Raw genomic sequence first — 22,781 nt, forward strand, 5'->3', positions numbered from 1 at the left:
TTTTGGAGGTTTCGCCCATGAGTGAACAAGTATTAAGCAAACAAACATTATCGGAAAAAGAAGCTAAGTTAGCACAGGATCTATACACCGCATATACCACCCGCAAGCCACTTAAAGAAGCCGACTACGCTGGTTTTGCAGACAGCGAAGACGCTGCCTACCGCGTTCAGCGTCAGCTAACCGCCGATAAGAACGAAGCAGTTGGCGGCTATAAAGTTTCACTGACTAGCAAACAAACGCAGGACATGTTCGATTCCGACTGCCCGCTATACGGTGCTCAAGTAAAGAGCCACTTTGTTAAATCACCACATGACGTTAAAGCCAGCGACGTCATGGATCCGCTAGCTGAAGTTGAAATGATGTTTACAGCCAAAGAAGATCTATCAGCCAGCGATTCACTAGAAGACCTCTTCCATAAAACCACCGTTGCACCAGCAGTTGAGGTACCGGATTCACGGTTCAGCGACTGGTTTCCAAGCCTCTCCAAATACATGGTTATGGCTGACGCAGCCGTTGGCGGTTACGTAGTCTACGGTGAAGAGAATGATGCGGATCGACTATTTGAAAAGCCTGAAGATCTCGCTAACGTCACGTGCGAACTCTTCCATGATGGTAAAAAGCTAAAAGATGGTCAAGCTTCCGAAGTACTAGGCAACCCGCTTAATTCACTTCAGTGGCTAGTCAAAAAACTAGACGAGCAGGGTATGCCGCTAAAGGCAGGCCAACGAGTTTCAAGCGGTACTTTCCTACTGCCGGAGTCACTAACTAAGGGCGAATGGAAAGCCACGTTCGATAAGGGAATGGGAGCCGTACTGCTACATGTAGAACGGTAATCTTTTGAAAAAAGCTTCTATATTATAAAAGGATGATCTTAACAGATTTGTGTTGCATCGGATACGGTACCTTTCGGCCGAGTTTTGGCTGGGGGTACCGTACTTTTTTGTGGGTTGAGTTTATCTAGATTAAACGTGTGTCAGTCGGCACGCCCCTACTGTATAAGTCAAAAAATGGTAACCCAGGAAAAGCATCTGGGTCACCATTTTTCGCCTTATACTCCGGGGCAAAACGCCTCCGTTTTGCACTCTCAAAACAGATTCAACTTTCCTATCCTCTCACAAGCCTCCGTAAATCTCGGCTCATCGATCAATAAACCAACCCTAACGTAACCCTCGCCACTTTTACCAAAACCAGTACCTGGCGCCACCGCTACCGCTGCTTTATCCAAGAGGACATCTGCAAATTGCTCACTAGTATAACCTTTAGGAACCGGCATCCAAGCGTAGAATGAACCACCCGACGGATAGGGTTGCCAACCAATTTTACGGGCAGCAGCGTAAAAGTCGTCACGCCGCTTTTGATAGAGTGCCACCAATGACTTTACAGATGACTGATCACTATCCAGTGCCACAACCGCTGCGTCTTGAACTGCTGGGAAAAGAGAAACGAAAAGGTGATCTTGGATTAAATTGATTGCTTCAATCATATCTGGGTTCCCAACAGCAAAACCCACTCGCCAGCCGGCCATGTTATATGACTTGGAAAGCGTATAAGTTTCGATGCCAACTTCCTTAGCCCCTGGTGTCTGCAAGAAGCTAACCGGCCGCTTGCCGTCAAATCCCAGTGCGCCGTACGCGAAATCTTGGACCACACCAATATGATGTTTCTTAGCAAATTCAACCGTATCCTCATAAAACTTGGGTGTAGCCACAGCACCCGTTGGATTATTGGGATAATTCAAATACATTAGCTTTGCCTGCTCAACCACTTTAGGGTTTAACCGCTGATAGTCAGGTAAATAGTGCTGATCTGCTGACAATGGCATTAATTTCAGTTTGACTTGAGCCAAAGCAACTCCTGACAGGTAGTCTGGATAACCTGGATCCGGCAATAACATGGTATCGCCGGGGTTCAATATTGCGAATGGTAGTTCCACCAACCCAATCTTAGAACCGCCAAGAATGGCAACTTCCTTTTCGGGATCCAATTCTACTCCATATTCACGTTTATAGAAATCAGCCGCGGCCTGTTTTAACCGCGGCATTCCACGAAACTGTGAATACTTATGGTCGGCCGGATTAGCTGTTGCTTCCTGCATCGCCTTCACAATAAAATTGGGCGTTGGCTGATCAGGATTTCCCTGGCCTAAATTAATTACATCAGCTCCAGAAGCTGCTTTAGCGTTAACTTTTGCGACTAAATTCGCAAAAAATTGCTTAGGTAAATGCTGCAAAACTTTGGATTCTTCAAACTTCAAACCAAATTCCTCCTCATTGAATCTATGTATGACTGGTATTAAGAGGTAAAAAAGCCCCATTAAAATTCAATTAAAACACAATTAATATTTGGTTGCAAATACTGTCCTGTGTCGGTATGGTCCTTATATCTCATTATTTCACGTGGATTATATGTTATAAATTATTACTTAAATTATTGAACATTAGAAGCAAACATTAGTTAAAAATTAGAAATACTCCATATAAAATTAGAATTTATTTTTAAAACCCATTCACATCACTGATTGGATAATCTGCTTACATAGCATATTTATAGAAAACGAGAATATTTTCATTCAAGTTTATCAATCAACTAACACTTTTATTTCAGTGTTTGTTATTTAAATGAGGTTCTTACAATTCTAATAATTAATGAATTATTTTTCAAATATATCCGATTTATTTTCTGAAATACGCTTAACATTCTATCATTTTACTGTTATTATATTCTCATTAACAGATGTTATATTTCATTACATATCCTGAGGAGGAATAATATGAAACGTCACTTTATAACGATTGTAAGTGGATTAGTCGCTTTGCTTTCACTGTTCGTGGCACTGGATTTAGGCGCCACGCCAGCAAAGGCTGAGACTACCTATCAAATAGCGACCGATTCCACTTTCCCGCCATTTGAATTTGCTAATAATAAGAACAAGTACGTTGGGATCGATATTGATTTAATGCACGCAATTGCTAAAGATCAGGGTTTTAAAGTGAAGATGAAACCAACCAGTTTTAACTCCGCTGTGCAAGGTGTTCAATCCGGCCAATCAGATGGTGTCATTGCTGGTATGTCAATCACTAAGGAACGTGAAGCGACTTTCGACTTTTCGAAGCCATACTTCATGTCTGGTGTGGTTATGGCGGCCAAGCCAAACGGCAAGATCAGTAAGTTAAGTCAGCTGCGCGGCAAGCGGGTTGCCGTTAAAACCGGTACTTCAGGTGCTCAGTACGCTCAAAGCATCCATAAGAAGTACGGTTTCAGAATTGTCACCTTCGACGAATCTAACGATATGTATCAAGATGTCATCACTGGTAATTCAGCCGCCTGCTTCGAAGATTCACCGGTTATGAAATACGCGGTTCGTCAAGGTACTAAGCTGAAGATTTATACGAAACCCGCTTTAAACGGGCCTTACGGTTTTGCCGTTAAGAAGGGCCACAACAAGAAATTAATGCGCATGTTCAATAACGGCCTTGCTGATTTAAAGGCTAACGGTGAATATTCGCGAATCACTCGGCGCTATCTTGGTGCTAAAGGCAGCTCTGACAGTACTTCCGACCGAACCTTCTTGGGCATTATGAAGCAAAATAAAGGTGCTTTGTTAAATGGGTTTGAACAAACGGTTTGGCTAACCATCGTTGCCATCTTCTTTGCCACACTGTTCGGTGTGATCGTCGGTTTACTCGGAGTCGTTCCAAGTAAATTCTTCAACGGCCTGTCCACTACTTTGATTTACATTTTCCGTGGCCTGCCACTGCTGGTTCTGGCATTATTCATTTATACTGGGATTCCAAGTTTGACCGGTCAAAAGATTCCCGCCTTTATAGCTGGCATCATTACCTTGATGTTCAACGAAGGTGCCTACATTGCCGCCTTTGTTAAAGGCGGTATCAACGCGGTTGATGATGGTCAAATGGAAGCTGCCCGCAGTTTAGGATTGCCATTTGGTAAAGCCATGCGGCGAGTCATCCTACCTCAGGGAATTCGAATCATGATTCCTTCATTTATTAACCAGTTCATTATTACCTTGAAGGATACTTCGATTCTGTCAATTATCGGTATTATTGAATTGACTCAAACCGGGAAAATCATCATTGCTCGTAATTTGGAAGGTTTCAAGGTTTGGACGATTGTCGCCATTATTTACCTCATCGTCATTACCCTGTTAACATGGCTATCTAACTGGGTTCAAAGGAGAGTGCGGCTATGAACGAAAAAATCAAAGTAAAAGTAAGTCATCTCATTAAAAATTTTGGTGACAACAAAGTTCTCAAGGGTATCAATCTACAGGTTCATGATAATGAAGTGGTTGTGGTCATCGGCCCTTCTGGTTCCGGAAAAAGTACGTTTTTGAGGAATCTTAACCGGTTGGAGGCTCCCACTAGCGGTTCCATTGTGATCGATGGTATGGACATCGCTGATCCTAAAGCCGATATCAACAAAATCCGGGAGAATATCGGGATGGTGTTCCAGCATTTTAACCTCTTCAGTAACTTGTCGGTCAGCGAAAACATCATGTTAGCACCCATTGAATTGAAGAAGGAAACCAAGGAAGAAGCTGCTAAACAGGCTAAAAAATTACTGGCACAAGTTGGCTTGGAATCTAAATTCGACGCCACTGTGCAATCACTATCAGGTGGTCAGCAACAGCGTGTTGCTATTGCCCGTGCTCTGGCAATGAATCCAGACGTCATGTTATTTGACGAACCGACTTCAGCCCTCGACCCCGAAATGGTCGGCGACGTGCTAGGCGTTATGAAACAACTTGCTAAACAAGGAATGACCATGATCGTTGTCACTCATGAAATGGGCTTCGCTAAAGAAGTAGCTGACCGAGTCGTGTTCGTTGAAGACGGTAATATTCAGGAACAAGGTACCCCTGACGAGATCTTCAATCATCCGAAAGATCCGCGGTTGCAAAACTTCTTGGATAAAGTGTTGAACGTTTAGAATTAAGCAAAATAAAAACTAGGTTATCAGTCATTGAACCGATAACCTAGCTTTTGTTTTATCTTTTGTAGTTATACTGCTTAAACTTAATATTGACTTGTTTCAATTATTTAGCTGTTGCCACCATCTCTGGGTGATCTAAAATTTCAACGTTAGTATCAATGATTCCAGCAGCTGTTTTAAGCGAAATGAGGCCAAACTTGTTCATATTAAGTTCTGGTGCTTCATTAAGAAAGTTATCCGCATACCCTTTGATCAGTACTGGACCCAAAGGACTGGCTAGGGCTTCGTCGTAAATCGGATCAACATCTGATTTGTTAACGATCAGAAACCGGAAGCTAACGTCTAATGAGCAAACGCCAACTTTCGAGTATGCACCAACACCGTCATCAAAATCTAAAATTAACTGTTCATTATCATTAGTCATGTGTTTCTTAAGTCGTGCTTGAACATCCTGGCTCATTTGAAGAGTGGTCATCTCAATTCCCCCTTTTGGTATGAATTCATTTTGCCATAGATGAAAGAGAAACACAATTAAGTTGCACACAATTTATATTCGCTTCATTTTCAGTTTAGGCTATAATCGTATAAAAAGACCTGGAGGCTCCACAATGAAATTCTCTGTGCTTGGCCCAGCCGGTACCTTTGCCGATGCTGCTGCCCAAAAATACCTTGCATTGCATCCGATTAAGAATATCGAAATTGATTATCATAATACCTTTGACCAAGTTTATCAGGCAGTCACACCTGATGGTCTGGGTTTATTGCCCGTAGAAAACCAGCTGGATGGGTTTGTTCTTGCAACCCTTCAACGGCTCCAAGCTGCTGATATTACCGAAATTGGTGAAGTCACCGTTCCGGTTAACTTCGGGTTAGCCGGTAAAGTGAACAATTTAAACGAAATCAAGCGCATCTACGTCCAGTTCAAAACCGAAGGCCAATGCCAAAAATTACTGGCACAATTACCTAACGCTCAGATCATTACTACTTCAAGCAACATGATCTCAGTTGAAAAGCTTCGTGCCGGCCAAGCTGGTGATGCCGCAATCATGCCCCAGTCTCAGCTAGCTGTAGAAAGCTTTCCGTTCACAATGGCGAACGTTGCTGATCAAACTGATAACAATACTCGCTTCATTATCTTCAAAAAACAACCGGCCGAGCTGAAAGTCCCAGCACAACCGGTTAAAGATAAAACTGCCTCATTCAAATCTGCACTTTTTATTACACCGCCAACTGAGGAAGTTGGCGTCCTCTACAAAATTCTGTCCTACTTTGCGAAGACTCATTTAAATCTGGTGACCATTATGTCCATGCCAACCCGTCAAAAAATCGGCATCTATTCTTTTTACATTGAAATTTCTGGTACGCTTGAACAACGAAACACTTTATTTGAGACCCTTCAGCGGATGGCTGACGTTTATACGATTCATCCGCTTGGAATCTACGCGCTCTGAGCCGTTTTTGCCTGTGCTTTCTCGGCCTGTTCAGCATCCCGCGCCTGCTTTTGATTGGCCCGGTGATATTCAGATAAGTGAACGAGGTTAGTTAGAAAAATATGGGTTTTCGCTTCATAGTGGTGTTCACGGCCAAGTTCAGCAATATAACCATTAATATAATCAACTTCAGTTGGGCGGTCATGAATCATATCTTGATACATGGATGGGTAATGCAGCGACATATCGATTCGAGTATTGATATCTAGCGCGTACATTTCTTCATCACGGGTTGAAACTAACGTGATGCCAGCCCGTTCACAAATATCATACGCTTCATCGATCAGCTGTCGGCCGAGGTCGTAGGCCTTTGGGAAGTTCCCAAATTCACCCATTTGAATTTCAAACAGCGTACAGAGGGTATTAATAACTGAGTTGAAAATAACCTTGGTCATCAACGTCCCCTTGAAGTTAGTTGTTAAGGTCGGGTTCATCTTAGCTTTTTGTAGTTCATCGAATAGCCGGTGAGTCATCTCATCAGGTTTCTCGGTTAGATTAGCCATGTTCATCTTACCAGCGCCGCGTTTACCCATAAAGTCAACGTCGCCAGGGCCATTCAAAACAGTGGCAATCAGTGCTGTGCCGGCAATGATTTTATCATCCGCAAAGTACTGCTGCAGTTTCTCAATATGACCCATCCCGTTCATGCAGGTAAAGGCGTACTGGCGATCATTAAAGAAGTGTTCACAGCGTTTTAGAAAACCAGCTAGCTGCATCTGCTTCGTAAAGAAGATCAGCATGTCTGAATCACCTTGATACGTTTCTGGAGTTTCCAGTTTAATGGGAACTAAATGTCGATCCTGGTGATCACGAGAAACGTATACGCCGCCCTGTTCGCGAATCTTATCAATGTGTGGCTGCCAAGTATCGATAAACGTAACATCATTACCAGCCTCCTGCAGTAAAATCCCATAACGTAAACCCATTGCACCTGCACCGATCATTGCGAATTTCATTAAAATCACACTCCATTTTTTTATTTAATTTAACGAGAAAAAAACGCCCTTGAACAAGTTCATCACTTGATCAAGGGCGCTTGTGCGCTGTACCACCTTAATTTGCGGCCATCCTCACAGATAGCCGCCTCTCACGTACGGTCCCGGGACGATACGCTGATCCAGTAAGGCGGATACACCATGAACACTCATTTTATCGCATTCATTGCTCAAAGGTTACTTTCGCTAAAGGTTCAAACACCCCTTCGCACTTTGCGGGGCTCACTTAGAATGTGCCAGTAGTTACTCTTCTTATCATCGCATTTTTTCTCATCATTTATTAATGTGCTTTTAATATATACCTCGTTTTTTAATTCGTCAAGCCCTTTTTAAATATCGTTGTGCTTTTTCAGATACCAGAGCAGTAATCCGATTGGTACAACTGAGATGATAATCGAAAGAAACCAGCTCCACGGTTCTTTAGCTAATGGCAATGGCATATTCATTCCCCAGAAGCCGGAAACAATCGGCGGAATCGCCAGTGCGAGTGACCAGACCGTTAAAAGCCTCATCGTATTGTTAATACTGTTGTCAAGGATATTACTATAAGAACTCACCACTTGTTCCACGATTTCGGCGGCAATATTCGCCATTTCACGGCTTTGCTCAACTTCGACCCGTAAATCTTTCAAATGCTGTAATTCTGTAGTCGATAGAGACAGCGGATCATCATCTGCATCTGACATGACTTGAACCTGTCTGATCGCAATCACGTTGTTATTCGCGGCGGTCTTTAAATAAACCAGCCGTTTGTCTAAATTAGATAGTTGCGTAATCTGCTTATTGCTGGGGCGTTTCTGAAAGCTTTCTAGAGCTTCACGAGCCTTATTCATGTCATCAATTCGGTCCAGGTAATTTTCGTTCAATTTAAAAATCAACTTGAATGCAATGGTCATCAGTGTATCCGCTGGCTGAGACTCGGATTTGGTATCTTCAATTACATCTTTAAGCAGCTTCGTCACGTACGTATTCCGCGGATGAGTGACCGTGATCAAATTATTATCCTTAATAATGATACAAAATGGCACCGTTTCTAAATATTCTGTGCTATCAAGGCCCTCTTCGCCCTGATTCACGGAACGAAAAATCAGTAAGCTGCAGCCGGTTTCCGTATCAAAATCAAACCGAGCTCGCTCACGAATGTCTCGCATGTAGCCAATATATTTTTTCTTAATGTGGTAGGTATCCCTTAATTGGTTAAAATCGTGAGTATCAGGCTTATCAACCGACACCCAGTTAAATCCCTGCCAGAGCTGATGTTGTGCAATCATAGCGTACTCCTTATCCGTTCTTTTCTCCTATTCTACAACTTTTCAAACTTCTCTGATTTTGTTGAATATATATTCCCTAAATCGTGCTACGCTACGGGGTTCCTAGCGATTCTGACGTCTCAAACGCAAATATATTCATCATCAGGATTTAATTTGCACTTACTCCCAACTTCGTGTAACATTATTCTCATACAAAACTAATAAACTTTAGTGAGGCACGGTTAACTTCATCCACGATATAGCAAAGTCAAATATTGCTGTTGCTTATCAAAATGATGGTTAGCTCATTCCTAGGGGGAGCCCCATTTATTATGTGAAAGGGATTAGAAATTATGAAACGAAAATTAAGTGCGCGTCAGATGCAGATGATCGCGCTCGGCGGAACGATTGGTGTCGGGCTCTTTATGGGTTCCACATCAACCATTAAGTGGACCGGGCCATCTGTATTGATTGCCTACGCGATTGCGGGGATATTCCTATATCTTATCATGCGGGCGTTAGGCGAAATGCTCTACGTTGACCCAGACACTGGATCGTTCTCAAAGTTTGCTACCGAGTACATTCACCCACTGGTCGGCTACTTAACCGCCTGGAGCAACATTTTCCAATTTGTGATCGTTGGTATGAGTGAAATGATTGCCATCGGTGGTTACTTTAAGTTTTGGTGGCCAGGGTTGCCAGCTTGGATTCCTGGTATCGTTGCCATTACTTTTCTATGTTTAGCTAACCTGATTTCAGTTAGGATGTTTGGTGAACTGGAATTTTGGTTTGCTTTAATCAAAGTTGTAACAATCGTCTTAATGATCATTGTCGGTCTGGGATTGATCGTCTTTGGGCTTGGCAATCACCTCCACCCAATTGGAATTTCTAATATTTGGACTCACGGCTTCTTTACCGGTGGTTTCAAGGGCTTTATCTTTGCTTTATCCATCGTGCTAGCGTCCTATCAAGGGATTGAATTAATTGGTGTTACAGCCGGTGAAGCCGAAAATCCCCAGCAAACGCTGGTAAAGGCTATTCGTTCAACTGTGTTTAGAATTTTAATTTTCTATATTGGTGCTATTTTTGTTATCTTGAGTATTTATCCATGGAACCAGCTGAATAACGTGGGTTCACCATTTGTTGAAACCTTCGCCAAGGTTGGGATTACTTCAGCAGCTTCAATTATCAATTTCGTTGTGATTACTGCTGCTTTGTCAGGGTCTAACTCCGGTATCTATAGTGCTAGTCGGATGTCTTACACTTTAGCTAATAACGGTCAATTACCTCAACGCTTTTTGAAATTGAACCGTCATGGGGTTCCTTTCTACTCCGTCATTGCGATTTCATTAGGCATTTTCTTAGGGGTCGTTTTAGATTTTGTATCACCTTACTTCTTTAAAGATGCCAGCAATATCTTCGTCATGGTTTACAGCTCTAGTGTTCTTCCTGGGATGATTCCTTGGATCGTTATTCTAGTCAGTCAGCTTGAATTTAGAAAACAGCACAAGGATTCCATGGCTAACCATCCATTCAAAATGCCACTTTCACCGTGGTCGAACTATTTAACGTTAGCTTTCTTGTTTGTAACGCTGGTCTTCATGTTCTTTAATCCTGAAACCCGTGTCTCAATTCTAGTAGGGGTCATCTTCTTAGCGTTCATGACCGTCTTGTATTTCGTTAAATTCCACGGCAAAGTTAAAAACATTTAACCTCGTATTAAAATCCTGATAACAAAATAACCGAGAAGATCGAAATTTGATCTTCTCGGTTATTTTTATGGGTTCGGAGAGAAACCCATTTTAATGCATGATGAATACTTTGATAAAACGATAATAATCGCTGTTTTGGGGGATCAAAGTACTGATCAAGTTTAATTATTTGTCTCGCTTTTTTCTAAAGGTCATCCATTTCACTAAGCTGCTTAAAATAAGTAAGGAATAACCAAGAATTGAAACTGGCTTTTCCGAAACTTCGTTTAATTGCGGCATGTGAGTCTGCGGGCCAGAAGGCTTTGATTGTCGTCTAATATCGCTACTCTTTGAAACTAGATAACCATCATTTGACACCTTGTTTTCCGATTCAGCGGCTGCCTGTGGTGCTGCCTCGCTATCTTCAGAAATTAAGTGTTCGTTTTTAGATTGCTCATGTGCCTTAATAATTGACTGTGAACGATCCCCGTCAACACCTGTGGTAATTACTTTACCTGGTTTCGGCTGTAGAGGCGTTGTTGGTTGTACTGGCTGCACTGGTTGAGCAGGTTGTGGCGTTGACGGCGTAGTTGGTTGTGCCGGCTGTGGCTGACTCGGAGTTGTTGGCTGGGTTGGCACATTTGGAACTGTGGTGTGTGGTACATTCTCCGTCGGTACTTCTGCTCTAAAGTACACCCGGATGCCATCCGGTACTTCGCCCTGTGGATATGCGTGCGGAACGTTTTCCGTCGGTACCTCTGACTTAAAGTAGGCTCGAATGCCATCTGGTACTGCACCTTGCACATAAGTATGCGGAACACTATCTGTTGGTGATCCTGCTTTGAAGTAAGCTCGGATGCCATCTGGTACTGCACCTTGGACATACGTGTGCGGAACACTATCTGTTGGTGATCCTGCTTTGAAGTAGGCTCGAATACCATCTGGTACGTCGCCTTGGACATACGTGTGCGGAACGCTATCCGTTGGTGAATCGGCTTTAAAGTAAGCTTGGATACCATCCGGCACCGCACCTTGGACATATGTGTGTGGAACGTTGCCTGTCGGTACTTCCGACTTAAAGTAGGCCTGGATACCATCCGGCACTGCGCCTTGGGCATAAGTGTACGGAACGTTTTGCGTTGGTACTTCTGATTTAAAGTAGGCTTGAATGCCATCCGGCACTGCACCTTGGACATATGTGTGTGGAACGCCATCCGTTGGCACTCCCGCTTTGAAGTAAGCTCGAATACCATCTGGTACTTCGCCTTGTGGATTATCCGTTACCGTTCGTGGTTGAATATCCCATCGGTGAGATTCCCCGCCAGCGATATTGACTGTATTTGCAACAATGTTGCCATCAATGTTAACACCCGCATTAATAGTAGCGTTAGGTGCAAGAATGCTGCCCATAAATCGACCACTATTAAAATTAAACGTTTGATTTCCGTTACCCAGGTTCCATAAAACGTGATTAGGCTCACTGTGTGATTCACTATTGTTGATTTTTTTAGCACCATCACTATAGTCCAACTGAATCTGTGTCGAGATATCTTGCACACCCTGTGTAGGAATATCAGTAACATTAATCACAATAGTCGCGCCATCTTTAAGACTACTAATACCCTTAATCGTGAAAGCCTGCGGTGCACTAAGATTACTTACTGGCACGCTAACATAAATGATGCCATTAGATGAAGTAGCGTTAGTGACATCAACGTATCGCTGATTTTGGTCTGAAAAATCTTTTTTGACTCCGTCAGAATCTGTTTGGTTGGAAAAATCAGTTGACTCTTTGATGAGGTCTGCAAAAACTTGATCAAAATCAATATATGTTTCACCGTTAGCATCCTGAGAAACTTCTCCTGGCTTCAAATTATCAATCCGAACGCCATTAATCGTAACTTTATTATTTGTATCCGTGGCTACCTGAATCCCTTTTCCAAGTAAAACGTGATTAAATGTAGAATTTCTAAATGCATTGCTGATCAAATTTGAGTCTAATTGTTGAATATAATAAATGTCACCTTTAGTTAAATTATCCGAAGTACCACGAGTACCGAAATCATTAGCCTTTTTCAAAGTCTCAACAGCTAAATTACCATTAGTATCAGCGTTTAAACTCGCTTGCTTAGCAAAAATATGAAATAAAGAAGCGACTTTTAAAACGTTGTTTGAATTGAGCTTATCAACATCAACTCCAAAGTTTTTTAAATCACTATCATCATTAATTTTACTGGTTTTGTTTGTTTGAGTTGGCTGACTACTTTTAACAGCTGTATCGTCAATCGATGAGGTTTCAGAACTAGCGGTACTTATTGTACCGTTTGTACTCTCAGTTTTATTCTCAGACGGGTTGCGGATGACATTACTTGAAGCCGACTTTTCTGAACTACTCGTTTGACTAGCAGCAGAATTATTTTCAGATGCTGGCTTGATAACCGTCTCACTCGTGCTGCCTGAAGCAACGCTTTTACTGCTCTGTACCTGAGTCGCATCAACTGTTGAGGTGTCCTCCGTTGTGCTCTTTTGGACTGTTTGGACTGTTGAAACACTATTGGTTGATGTCATTTGGGCACTGGCAATTGCTGTGCTAAGAGTGAATCCTGTCATCATTGTTACCGTGATAATGCCTGCATGTAACCAGCACTTCTCATTGTTGCACCTAAATGGGCGTACTACGCCCTGATCCATACGATTAACTTGACTAGATATTTTCATATATGATTTCAAGACTCCTTAGCTATAATTTATAATTCTATGTATTAAGAATGAGTACATTTTAACTATACCACTTCTGGATTCATTTGGTTGATTACTCAACTAATCTTAATTAATTTATTAATAAATTCAAACTTGTTTTAAATTTATACGGAAAACAGCCATTAGCATAATTCCGCTAATGACTGTTTTGTCAAGGTTTATAACGATTTGAATCAGTCGCCTATTCCAATTTTACGAGATGAGGTTTACCATAAAAGTAGCCTTGACGATAGGGTAAATCTAAATCATCAAGTAATTGATCTTCCTCGGCCGATTCAGTACCCTCGACCACTAATCGAATATGGTACTGATTAGCTATTTTTTTCCAGAATTGGAGTTGCTCAACAATTTTACACTCTTTATTCTCGTTACGAAAATTTTGCATGGCAAATTTAATTTCGTCGGCGTATTTCAGTAGTGGCTTAATGTTCTCATACGTGTTACGACCACTGCCAACATCGTCTAAACTGATTTGAACCCCGTTATCAGCATATCGCCTGCAACTTGCCAGAAGTTTTTCTTCAGAAACAAGTCGGTCGCTTTCTTCCTCGGTAACCTCTATAATCAGTTTAACCGGAAAAATTTCGTGCTGAACGTCAATCAGAGCTTCCTCCATGTGGGGATCAATAAATTGACGGCGATTCAGATTAAACGAGATGGAGTCCACTTTTAAACCAATCCGGTGAGCCGTTTTCTTTAATAAACTAATCTGCTCATCCACTGGAATTGCAGCAAAGTTTTGCGGGAGCCGCCATCGCTCATCATCGTACTTACGAATTAACATTTCGTATCCAACCAGTGAATTAGTAAATTTATTCAGTTGTGGTTGGATAAAGTACCTGTACACGATATTGCCTCCCTTAAACTTATTTTCAAATCTGATTATATCATTTATAAAATACTTTTTTACTGATTCGCTTAAATTCTGACGGTATTCACTAATTTGTTCACGAAATGAGGGTTTGTAAGCATGAAAGTCATTATTATTGGTTGTACACACGCTGGCACGGTGGCAGCAACAGAAATCTTGAAAAATCACCCAGAAACCGATTTAACAATTTACGAACGAACTGATAACTTCTCCTTTCTATCCTGCGGGATTTCACTTTACCTTGAGGGACAGGTGAAGAGGTTGGAAGACATGTTCTATTCTTCACCCCAAGAATTAAGGGATATGGGTGCTACGGTACACGATAAACACGATGTTCTTAAGATTGATGCTAGCACCCACACCATTCAGGTAGCCAACATGAATACTGGCGAAGTGTTCAATGATGCTTACGACAAATTAATTATGACTACCGGCTCATCCGTCATGGTACCGCCCCTGTACGGTATTGATAACACTAGGGTCTTACTGTGTAAAAATTACCAGCAAGCGCAAGCCATTTACAAAGCCGCCCAAAACTTTCACAACATCGCTATCATTGGTGCTGGCTACGCCGGGGTTGAATTTGCCGAAGCCCTTTCTGGTTCGGGCCATCACGTCACACTATTCCAAGCCCGTTCACAAATCTTAAATAATTATGTCGATGATGATATGTCCAATTGGGCTGTCCAAAAATTGCAAGACCATAAAGTTGACGTTCATTTAGGTACCGAAGTCAGCGCATTTACCGGCAATGATGATACTGATCAAATTACCATTGAAACGAATCAGGGTGATTTTAAAGCGGATATTGCGCTTGTTAGCACTGGATTCACCCCCAACACGTCCCTCTTATCAGGTCAAGTTGACATCGAACGGCACGGTTCATTTTTAACGAACCGCTTCTTGCAAACTTCTAACCCTGACATATACGCTGCTGGTGACTGCTGCATGGTCCGCTTCAATCCAACTGGTGCGCCAGCATACACACCGCTGGCAAGTGTCGCCATCCGTCAAGGAATGCTGGTCGCGCACAATATCTTTGATCACACCCACCCGTACATTGGCACCCAAGCCAGTTCTGCTTTGAAACTTTACGGCTACGCACTAGCTACTACCGGGCTGACACTTAAGCATGCACTTAAGCGTGGCATCGATGCTGACAGTGTGACCTTTGATGGTACTTGGCGACCAGATTACATGCCATCTACGGATCGACTAACCATTGTGCTAGTTTACGATAAGGGTAGCCGCCGCATCTTAGGTGCTCAGCTACTAAGCAAACACGATATTACACAGTCCGCAAACGCGGTTTCCGTTGCTATCCAAAATAACAACACCATCGATGACCTCGCATTTGTTGATATGCTGTTCCAGCCAAACTTTGATTTTCCGTTTAACTACCTTAATCAAGTTGCTCAACTAGCCATTAATCAAGAAGCCGCTGCTGGTAGAACGAAACCGCGGTTTACCGCTCCTGGTTACACAGAACCTAATCAAAAAGCATAATCAAAAATCACGTTCAGGTGAAGAATCAAGCTGAACGTGATTTTTACGTTTATAGATATAAATGCTTACACATCATATTCAGTTTCCCTGATGCCCTGCTTCATTAAATCGTAAGGACTGTCCATCGTTGTGGCATTCCAGCTCGCTAATCCAGCAGTCAACGAAGTATCCAGCTGCTCTAACTGGTTATCGCTACGCAGTTCCTTCAGAAAGTTCTGCTTGATTTGTTCAACGATCTGTTTAGCCTGCTGTTCATTAGAATGCAGCATCATTCCCCAAGTCGGTTCTTCTGGATCTAAAAAATAGGCTAGGTCATTATCCGCAGCTGTGGTGGTTAGCGTATCAGAAATAACCCGTAATAAAATATGATTTTGTTCGTCACTCAGCATCCGCTGTAACTCTTGATAATAGCGAATTCGAAAAACTAGCATCGTTACTGGCAGGTCAAACCGGCGGTGATTTTCAATATACACTCTAGCGTCCACGGTAAAGGCAACTAGTGTCCGTAAGTTAGTTTGAGCGTCGAAAGCTCCCCGTTCGGTTAACTGATTTCGCAGTTTGTGATTATAAAACTGCAGTTGCTGCTGCCTACTCGTCATCATGGCTAACGAACTGCTGAGCAGCCCTGGCAGTATGAGCCAAAAGGCCATTTTCAGAGGGATCGTCTGATTCAAAGAAACGTTGATATACGCCGTTGCCACAACCTGGCAAAAAATAAAAAGCAAATTACTCAACATGCCAGGAATCAAACCATAAAAATAAGTAATCAGCATGACCACCATCGTGAATCCAAGATAAATCATGTTCCAAATTAGATTTGCTGATATCCCTACCAAAATCGTTGTGAAGCTGATCAACGTCACAAAAGTAACTAAACCAATATCTGCCTGTAGACTTGCCCGACCACGATCATCAACGTTCATGCCAATTCCCCTTTCGTTTTAGTAAACCGTTATGCCATAAAATTGAAGCCACCACGAAGCCAAAGAAAGCGATCGCTAGTAATGAGAGTCCCATATACGACCAGAAATGGCCGTGCTGGTGAAAACCAACGTTTAATGAATCGTCCTTTAACAGTTTTTGCTTCTTAAAGCGGTAACTATAGTGCTGATTATTATCATCCACAACGATGGCGTCCGCTTTTTGGTACTGTTCTAATTTTACCTGTCGATTCAACTGGGTCGACGCGCGATAAACACCATCATCGTGCGCACCGGTTACAACCAACAGCCCGTGGTGCTGATTGAATGGTGAACGTACTAGCTGCGCCGTTCCGATTCGCTTTGCGTACTGATCCTCCAAGCTCAATTTTTCGTTGCTTTTAAACCCGGTGAAATCTGAGTTGTATTGAAAATATAAATAGTTGTTCAGCTGTTTAATTAGCGGTGTCGTGTTCGGGGTTCCAAAAACGAGTACGTTTGATTGCGTTAGTACCGTCGCACTAGGCTTATCATGATAAACCTTAAACTCGCCGGTATTTTGTTTGGCATAATTACCGATTAAACCAAACAAATTGGACATGGTCGCAAAATCGTTATCCGTCAGCCGATTAGGCCGTACCAATGCCAAATTGTGAACCGCTTGGCCCTTCATAAAGACACTCGGATAGTTGTCAAATAAGAGATCTCGATACTGTTTGGATTGAATTACCGCGTAGGAATCCGAAAGTACGGTTGCCCATACACTTTGATCAGGAGCAGCCAGTTCTTCTCCTTGAGGAATGAGATCAAAATCAGCCTGAATAGTAAAGGCCCCATTTAACGGCATATGTGCTGGCAACTTTACACTTACAGTATCATTATCCGCACGTTGACGGCTCAGCCGCTGACTGCCTATGGCCTGATTATTTACCTTGATGGTCACTAATGACCGTTTGAAATCCAAGTTTTTAGCGTAACGCGTGTGTAAATTAATCGTTGAGCCAGCCGCATTCATTTGATCATTAGGCAACTGAACAAAAAAGGTCTTCACGTGGTGACCAGCGCCTTGAACGGGTTCGTCGCTTTCCGTTAACGGCTGGCGCCCTTGAAATTGCAGTACCGATGTGAAAGTCTTGGTCTCTAAACCGATCCACTTCGTTGTTTGAGTTGTCTCTTGCATCAATTCCTCATTAGCCACGAATTGGGCTGCTTTCTCGAGCAGATCGTTAGACTGTGACGTGACCACCAATATGTTTTGCCGACCTGCTTTAACCACTTTAATAACCGCATGATCGGCTAATTTTTGTCGTGGCAGATGGGCTTTTAGACTTTGCGGTAAATGATCAAAGCGAGCAATTACCATCCTGAAACCTGAATGTTCGCCCTTCCCAAGTGGTTTGATTGGCAGCTGTCGGTCTTCTGACGTGACAAACCGGGTCATTCCGGTCAAGGCACGTAACCCTGCTGTCAGCTCATCATCCGTCGCCTGCAACGGTGTTTCCACTACCGACTGATTCTCTGCAATCGTATCTGCACCAGTCATATGACCGTAGAAATCATTAATTTGATTCGTCGGTTTTTCAATCTCGTAGTCAAAGTTAACGTTACTGGTCTTATCTACCGTCAGCCAATTAGCTGGCGTCTGAACTGTTTTGGCTTGTTGATTAAGTAACTGTCCCTCCACCTGTAAGTTATTTTGCGACTCAATGAGCTGCTTCGGAATACTGATATGTTTTGACTGGAATCCCTTAGTTGCAGACGGCCGGAAGGAATAAAAAGTCACTCCGTTCACCGTCACAGTAATATCTGAAATCTGCCGATCATTCAGTTGAGAAACTTGGAAATTAAGATTTAAGGTCGCCTTTTTCACGTCCCAATAACCCATCTTCACAAAATACATATTAGATTGAACTGCCTTACCCGCTAATGACATTGTGCTATTTTGAAACGGCTGCGTATACTGCTTAGCAGCCGCTTTTTCTCCACTACTAAAGAAAAACAAAATTAACGTCAATACCGCAAGACTACTATTAATAACGCTTCGTTTTATACCATTTGGCTTGTTGATGAAAAATTTGTTCACGAATATACCCCACCATTCCATAGATTGCCACCGCCAGCCACATCTGACTATAAATAAAGTACATCAAACTGATGATACCTAAATTTCCGATAGTCATTTCGCCCTTTTCAGTCGTAATTGCCACAAACGTGCTCAGAATAAACAATAAAATTGCGACCAGCCAAACTGTACCGCTGTAATCTTGCAACGTGATGTGCACGAGATCCGCTACTGATAAAACAAAGATAACGTCCGAGAACACCAGTGAACACATCAGCAGAAAATAGGTACTCATGAAGTACAGCAGATCAAACCAAATCACCTTCGCATCCGTCTGAAACAGTAAGCCTAAGTTTTTCAAGATAACGTAGATGTTGCCCTTCACCCACCGCGTGCGCTGATGGAACCAAACATCTAGCGTTTGCGGTTCCTGTTCCCAAGTAACCGCTAATGGCTGAAATGCGATCCATTTCCCTAGCCGATACACTTGAAAGCTGATTTCAGTATCCTCAGCCAATGCCTTTACATCCCAGCCACCAATCTGTTCCAGCAAGTCTCGACGGATAACGTAATTGGTTCCTGGAATCGTGCAAAGCTGTAGCAGTTGCTGACGACCAGCCTGTGCCATCCATTGAAAAGCCAGCGTTTCAACGTTGATAAACCGGGTCAGCATTGTGGCATTTCGATTCCGGGTTCGAAACTTACCAATCACCGCCCCCAATTTATGGTCCCGCATTAATGTCGCAACGAGGTATCGCAGTGCACCTGCTTCCGGAGTATTATCCGCATCGTAAACGGAAATAATGGTTCCTTTAGCTTGTTTGAGACCAATATTTAACGCGTTAGACTTGCCCTTTCCGCCGGTTTGAGCATTAGTATTGATGACCTGAAAGTTCCGGTTGAAATAGTCCCTCTGCATCTTACTCAGTAGCGCCGCAGAGTTATCGCTAGAATTATCGTTGATGATAATCAACTCATACCGGTCCCACGGGTAATCAAATTTAAGTAGCGCCTGAACCGTCTTTTGTAACACTTTACCCTCGTTGTGCGCCGGTACTAGGATTGAAACAAACGGTACCTCCGCAGATAATTTTGGCATTGGTCTTCGATGCCACCTTAAATAGTAGAAATACCCCGCAATCGTGAGAATCAGATTAACGATTAAGATTCCCCAGATTGCAATTATCGTAATGAATAACAAACTGTTTAAAATAATAATCACCTCTCTTTTATGTCACGGGAGTGAATGAACTTGCTACGATAGATTCGCCAGCCAAGCACTAATAATCCAGCTAGAATTAGGCCGATTCCAGCAAACAGCCACAGCAATGCTTGTGATTGCCATTGAATAACCCGGTTCATCCAAGTTGTCGGTTCAGCTTGACTGTCGCCATTTGCTAAATTCTCTACATCCGCATCCAAATCCGTTACGGGTTCACGGTTAAAGAAATACTGTCCTGAACGATAATCAAATAAAACTGATCCTGCTTTAATTGATGTCTTTAAATGATTTTTCACGGGGTCAAGCCACCGTATATTGCTGCCATGCAGCTGCTGTATTAATCGATCGATGCCATCCCGATTTGTGGGCATGGGTACTAATAGAGCAGTTGGCTGTACAAATTTAAGCTCGTTTTGCCAACTCACAGTCTCTATTGCCTTCAACGGGACACCGACAATGCCAGTCTTAAACCGGTTCTCGTTAGTAATCATTGGCTCCGGTTCAACCGGGATCTCTTCAAGTCGCTGCGGTTGATCCGGCAGTAGGAGAACGTGAGAGGCACTATTTAAAACCGCTCTTTGCCTTCGGTTCGACCGATTCCAATACCCTGGCGCGCTGATCCCTACTGGCAGCACCCGATCCGCGCTCAAACTAGCAAGTTCCGTTTGAAAAACCGACCGCAGCTCGGCTTCGTTTAGCCGTTGTGTCCCAGTTTCAGTGGACGGGCGCAAAAAGATGACCCCGCCAGCCTCTTCAGCCTTTCTAAGCACTTTCGTATACCGGTGAAAGGCCTTCAAGTCTGTATTCCGTTCAACGCTGACAATACTCAGTGCAAATGGAAAGCCCTGCGTTGCTAACTGGTTAACCAGTCGGGATAGATCTTCTAGTTTGGTATACGGAGTAATGCCAGTGATTGTCAGCAAGGGCAACTGATTGTGAACAGTAACTTTAAACAGTTTGGCAATTAATTGACCAGCCAGGGCAATTGATAAACCATCGCTTCCGAGTTCTGGTAGAAATCTGGTGTTACCGTTTTTAACGCCGTACGAATACTTCTTTATAGGATGATTTTGGCTGCTTAACCAGCCTACTGACGATGTGCTATCTGATTGCTGATCACGAACTAAAATTGGTTGATTAGTCGATAGTGGTTGACTCACCCGTCCCTGATGGCTCGTAAGCTGCTGGTGCACTAGCGTTTTAAACTTACCACCCAGTTCTTGCCTTTCATCCGCCTGCAGTCCAGGGCCAATATGCAGTTTAGGACCATCAAAAACTCTACGATCGTGTTCAAATGCCCGGTTCCGGTTTTTGGACTGTTCCCAATTAATCAGCGTAATCACGCCGCGATACCGACCGTTCTGTAAATCCGCTGCCTGATATTGATTAAGCTGAACCGTTTTTACCGGTAGCCCTAAACTAGTCAGCAGCCGCTGACACCGATCAAGCTCTAAATCACCATGGTGAGCAATGTTCTTTGAATCATAGACCAGCATCACGGATCGACTGCCGGCTGCTTCTGCATGAATAGCTAATTTTCCAAACCCAACGACTAGAATCAACAAGATTAAGAATCCCCAAAAATAAGGTTTACGTAACATCACGATTCCTCCAAAGTCGATGCTGTACAACATCGCTTAACAAAATGAAGCTAGAAAGTGACAGACAAACTGCGACTGGTAGCATATGGATCACAAAATTGGCTGTCCCATAAAGAACGATAACAACAGGCGGCACTAATACCACGACTGAAAGCAAGCCTAAAACCAGCCAGAAATGAGATTTCACTGCTTGATTTTGTTTGCTTGATTCCCTGATCAGCCCGCCGCAGTAAATAACCATAATGGCAAATGCCAACAGACAGTTAAAGCCATACGTCTTCGGATAATAAGTACCCGCTATATAGCTAAAAAGTGAAAAATACCTAGTTTTCTGAAACGGTTTACCCCCCGCTTGTTTTTCTCGTGTTCCGGTTAATTTAGGTCTCAGCACCATCATATTTTTAGCTGATTTATCCAGGAGCAAACTGAACTGGTGCGGATGCTCAGTATACTCAAGCAATAGCCAGGGCAAATCATAGTGTTGACTGAAATTTTCCTGAATATAATGCCCCTCTGGTTCTAATGGTGCATAAGCTGCCGGATAGTAGCTTCGGCCTTTCATCAATGAAAACTGCTCATCAATATGGCTGGTTGCGGCAATTGATTCTGGATGCGACGTGGCCAATAGCCGCCCCTGCGTCACGGCTTGATACTTATTCACAGCCCGTACTTCCCGTGTTATATTATTTGCCGAGACCCAGCAGGTAAAAAGGAGTAAGCAGGTAACTACCGCTGCGGACCCATGAATCCACTGACGACTCGGCAGCAGTAAAATGCCAACACTGATGATCACAATTCCAATAATCAGCAAACTAGTAGATTCATGCACCATTAGTAAAAGAATGGCGCTGACGTAAAAGCCCACCGTTAGCCAGTTGTTTACAGTTTTGTAACGAATAATTAATAGCGCAAACCCAACCAAGTAGAGTAGCAGAATAAAGGCCAATGCCTGGGGATAAAAGGAATTAAAGTACAGTGTAAAGGATGAATCAGCTACAAATATAACGACAGCCACAGTCATCAGGTAATTACGAAGCCGGTTTTCGTTACCGATAAGCCCCTTTACCAAAACCGCTACGCCACCAAGATAGAGCACATAGTGAACCGCTCCTAAGAATCGAACATCAAAAATAGTCTGGCTATATAATAATCGATTCAAGCCGACTGCAATCTGAATAACCGCTGACTGAGTCGTCAAATGATTTAAATGCAGCGGATTATAATACTTCATTAACCCGTAGTGCTGAACAACATAACCAGCTTTTGCGTGCGGCAGACCGTAAAGATCGTTAGTCGCCATTAAGTACTGAAAATCACCGTTATCCGAGTAACCATGAATTGGGGTAAGAAAAATCAGCCAGCCCACGATCAGTGCACACAGGCTAACCGCAAGTATCGCTGGATTCATTTTTATCGATTGGGTTATCTTTTTCAATCATCGCACCCCCAGTTAATCGCTT

17 protein-coding genes are annotated in these 22,781 nt (G+C 42.9%); 6 read left to right on the top strand and 11 right to left on the bottom strand.

From position 1 onward, the window contains the following. The first annotated feature begins 17 nt into the window (after positions 1 to 17). Positions 18 to 833: a 2-keto-4-pentenoate hydratase gene (locus JUE95_RS06825; protein ID WP_203650180.1), complete on the top strand. Its 816-nt coding sequence runs from the start codon at positions 18 to 20 to the stop codon at positions 831 to 833. Between the two features lie 251 nt (positions 834 to 1,084). On the opposite strand, the gene JUE95_RS06830 is transcribed toward JUE95_RS06825, so the two are convergent. Next, the gene (locus tag JUE95_RS06830) at positions 1,085 to 2,254 is read right to left on the bottom strand and encodes a pyridoxal phosphate-dependent aminotransferase (protein ID WP_203650181.1); all 1,170 of its coding nucleotides are present in this window, start codon (positions 2,252 to 2,254) and stop codon (positions 1,085 to 1,087) included. 516 nt (positions 2,255 to 2,770) lie between these two features. On the opposite strand from JUE95_RS06830, the gene JUE95_RS06835 reads away from it, so the two are divergent. Together JUE95_RS06835 and JUE95_RS06840 are read left to right on the top strand one after the other, a co-directional pair. Further along, a complete protein-coding gene (locus JUE95_RS06835) occupies positions 2,771 to 4,210 on the top strand; it encodes an amino acid ABC transporter substrate-binding protein/permease (protein ID WP_203650182.1) in 1,440 nt (479 codons plus the stop codon). Further along, on the top strand, positions 4,207 to 4,950 hold the full coding sequence (locus JUE95_RS06840) for an amino acid ABC transporter ATP-binding protein (protein ID WP_203650183.1): 744 nt from the start codon (positions 4,207 to 4,209) through the stop codon (positions 4,948 to 4,950). The genes JUE95_RS06835 and JUE95_RS06840 overlap by 4 nt, the downstream gene beginning before the upstream one ends. 106 nt (positions 4,951 to 5,056) lie before the next feature. On the opposite strand, the gene JUE95_RS06845 is transcribed toward JUE95_RS06840, so the two are convergent. Further along, positions 5,057 to 5,428, bottom strand: coding sequence for an iron-sulfur cluster biosynthesis family protein (locus tag JUE95_RS06845; protein ID WP_203650184.1), 372 nt, complete (start codon positions 5,426 to 5,428; stop codon positions 5,057 to 5,059). 133 nt (positions 5,429 to 5,561) lie between these two features. On the opposite strand from JUE95_RS06845, the gene JUE95_RS06850 reads away from it, so the two are divergent. Continuing rightward, complete coding sequence (locus tag JUE95_RS06850) at positions 5,562 to 6,404, top strand: prephenate dehydratase (RefSeq protein ID WP_203650186.1); 843 nt, start codon at positions 5,562 to 5,564, stop codon at positions 6,402 to 6,404. On the opposite strand, the gene JUE95_RS06855 is transcribed toward JUE95_RS06850, so the two are convergent. Together JUE95_RS06855 and JUE95_RS06860 are read right to left on the bottom strand one after the other, a co-directional pair. Further along, positions 6,392 to 7,399 (bottom strand): ketopantoate reductase family protein, encoded by a 1,008-nt coding sequence (locus JUE95_RS06855; protein WP_203650187.1) that lies wholly within the window; start codon positions 7,397 to 7,399, stop codon positions 6,392 to 6,394. The genes JUE95_RS06850 and JUE95_RS06855 overlap by 13 nt on opposite strands. A 368-nt stretch (positions 7,400 to 7,767) precedes the next feature. After that, a complete protein-coding gene (locus JUE95_RS06860) occupies positions 7,768 to 8,709 on the bottom strand; it encodes a magnesium transporter CorA family protein (protein ID WP_203650189.1) in 942 nt (313 codons plus the stop codon). 332 nt (positions 8,710 to 9,041) lie between these two features. Here JUE95_RS06860 and JUE95_RS06865 point away from each other — a divergent pair, with 332 nt between their 5' ends. Continuing rightward, complete coding sequence (locus tag JUE95_RS06865) at positions 9,042 to 10,400, top strand: amino acid permease (RefSeq protein ID WP_203650191.1); 1,359 nt, start codon at positions 9,042 to 9,044, stop codon at positions 10,398 to 10,400. A 165-nt stretch (positions 10,401 to 10,565) separates the two neighbouring features. Here JUE95_RS06865 and JUE95_RS06870 read toward each other — a convergent pair whose 3' ends face one another. Then, positions 10,566 to 13,097, bottom strand: a complete 2,532-nt coding sequence (locus JUE95_RS06870; RefSeq protein ID WP_203650193.1) for a collagen-binding domain-containing protein — start codon at positions 13,095 to 13,097, stop codon at positions 10,566 to 10,568. Positions 13,098 to 13,320: 223 nt separating this feature from the next. Continuing rightward, a complete protein-coding gene (locus JUE95_RS06875; protein WP_373305671.1) occupies positions 13,321 to 14,178 on the bottom strand; it encodes an EAL domain-containing protein in 858 nt (285 codons plus the stop codon). Between JUE95_RS06875 and JUE95_RS06880 the strand changes: the two genes are divergently transcribed. After that, the gene (locus JUE95_RS06880) at positions 14,110 to 15,516 is read left to right on the top strand and encodes an FAD-dependent oxidoreductase (RefSeq protein ID WP_203650196.1); all 1,407 of its coding nucleotides are present in this window, start codon (positions 14,110 to 14,112) and stop codon (positions 15,514 to 15,516) included. The genes JUE95_RS06875 and JUE95_RS06880 overlap by 69 nt on opposite strands. Before the next feature lie 65 nt (positions 15,517 to 15,581). Here JUE95_RS06880 and JUE95_RS06885 read toward each other — a convergent pair whose 3' ends face one another. The 5 genes from JUE95_RS06885 to wsfD are packed head-to-tail and all read right to left on the bottom strand — an operon-like array spanning position 15,582 to position 22,756. Continuing rightward, positions 15,582 to 16,439 carry a diguanylate cyclase gene (locus JUE95_RS06885; protein WP_203650197.1) on the bottom strand — a complete coding sequence of 286 codons (858 nt, stop codon included), beginning with the start codon at positions 16,437 to 16,439 and terminating at the stop codon, positions 15,582 to 15,584. Next, positions 16,429 to 18,519, bottom strand: a complete 2,091-nt coding sequence (locus JUE95_RS06890) for a cellulose biosynthesis cyclic di-GMP-binding regulatory protein BcsB (RefSeq protein ID WP_203650198.1) — start codon at positions 18,517 to 18,519, stop codon at positions 16,429 to 16,431. The genes JUE95_RS06885 and JUE95_RS06890 overlap by 11 nt, the downstream gene beginning before the upstream one ends. Then, positions 18,467 to 19,717 (bottom strand): glycosyltransferase family 2 protein, encoded by a 1,251-nt coding sequence (locus JUE95_RS06895; RefSeq protein ID WP_203650249.1) that lies wholly within the window; start codon positions 19,715 to 19,717, stop codon positions 18,467 to 18,469. Before JUE95_RS06895 ends, JUE95_RS06890 begins: the two co-directional genes overlap by 53 nt. After that, positions 19,717 to 21,321 (bottom strand): hypothetical protein, encoded by a 1,605-nt coding sequence (locus JUE95_RS06900; RefSeq protein ID WP_203650199.1) that lies wholly within the window; start codon positions 21,319 to 21,321, stop codon positions 19,717 to 19,719. Before JUE95_RS06900 ends, JUE95_RS06895 begins: the two co-directional genes overlap by 1 nt. Then, on the bottom strand, positions 21,311 to 22,756 hold the full coding sequence (gene wsfD / locus JUE95_RS06905; RefSeq protein ID WP_203650200.1) for a glycan biosynthesis hexose transferase WsfD: 1,446 nt from the start codon (positions 22,754 to 22,756) through the stop codon (positions 21,311 to 21,313). The genes JUE95_RS06900 and wsfD overlap by 11 nt, the downstream gene beginning before the upstream one ends. Between the last annotated feature and the right edge of the window lie 25 nt (positions 22,757 to 22,781).

It is taken from the genome of Secundilactobacillus yichangensis (genome assembly GCF_016861565.1).
Lineage (GTDB): Bacteria > Bacillota > Bacilli > Lactobacillales > Lactobacillaceae > Secundilactobacillus > Secundilactobacillus yichangensis.

Bases quoted from the DNA above. Each gene is read 5' to 3' on its own strand.
- JUE95_RS06825 (WP_203650180.1), top strand. From the start codon at position 18: ATGAGTGAACAAGTATTAAGCAAACAAACATTATCGGAAAAAGAAGCT.
- JUE95_RS06835 (WP_203650182.1), top strand. From the start codon at position 2,771: ATGAAACGTCACTTTATAACGATTGTAAGTGGATTAGTCGCTTTGCTT.
- JUE95_RS06840 (WP_203650183.1), top strand. From the start codon at position 4,207: ATGAACGAAAAAATCAAAGTAAAAGTAAGTCATCTCATTAAAAATTTT.
- JUE95_RS06845 (WP_203650184.1), bottom strand. From the start codon at position 5,428: ATGACCACTCTTCAAATGAGCCAGGATGTTCAAGCACGACTTAAGAAA.
- JUE95_RS06850 (WP_203650186.1), top strand. From the start codon at position 5,562: ATGAAATTCTCTGTGCTTGGCCCAGCCGGTACCTTTGCCGATGCTGCT.
- JUE95_RS06855 (WP_203650187.1), bottom strand. From the start codon at position 7,399: ATGAAATTCGCAATGATCGGTGCAGGTGCAATGGGTTTACGTTATGGG.
- JUE95_RS06860 (WP_203650189.1), bottom strand. From the start codon at position 8,709: ATGATTGCACAACATCAGCTCTGGCAGGGATTTAACTGGGTGTCGGTT.
- JUE95_RS06865 (WP_203650191.1), top strand. From the start codon at position 9,042: ATGAAACGAAAATTAAGTGCGCGTCAGATGCAGATGATCGCGCTCGGC.
- JUE95_RS06870 (WP_203650193.1), bottom strand. From the start codon at position 13,097: ATGAAAATATCTAGTCAAGTTAATCGTATGGATCAGGGCGTAGTACGC.
- JUE95_RS06880 (WP_203650196.1), top strand. From the start codon at position 14,110: ATGAAAGTCATTATTATTGGTTGTACACACGCTGGCACGGTGGCAGCA.
- JUE95_RS06885 (WP_203650197.1), bottom strand. From the start codon at position 16,439: ATGAACGTTGATGATCGTGGTCGGGCAAGTCTACAGGCAGATATTGGT.
- JUE95_RS06900 (WP_203650199.1), bottom strand. From the start codon at position 21,321: ATGTTACGTAAACCTTATTTTTGGGGATTCTTAATCTTGTTGATTCTA.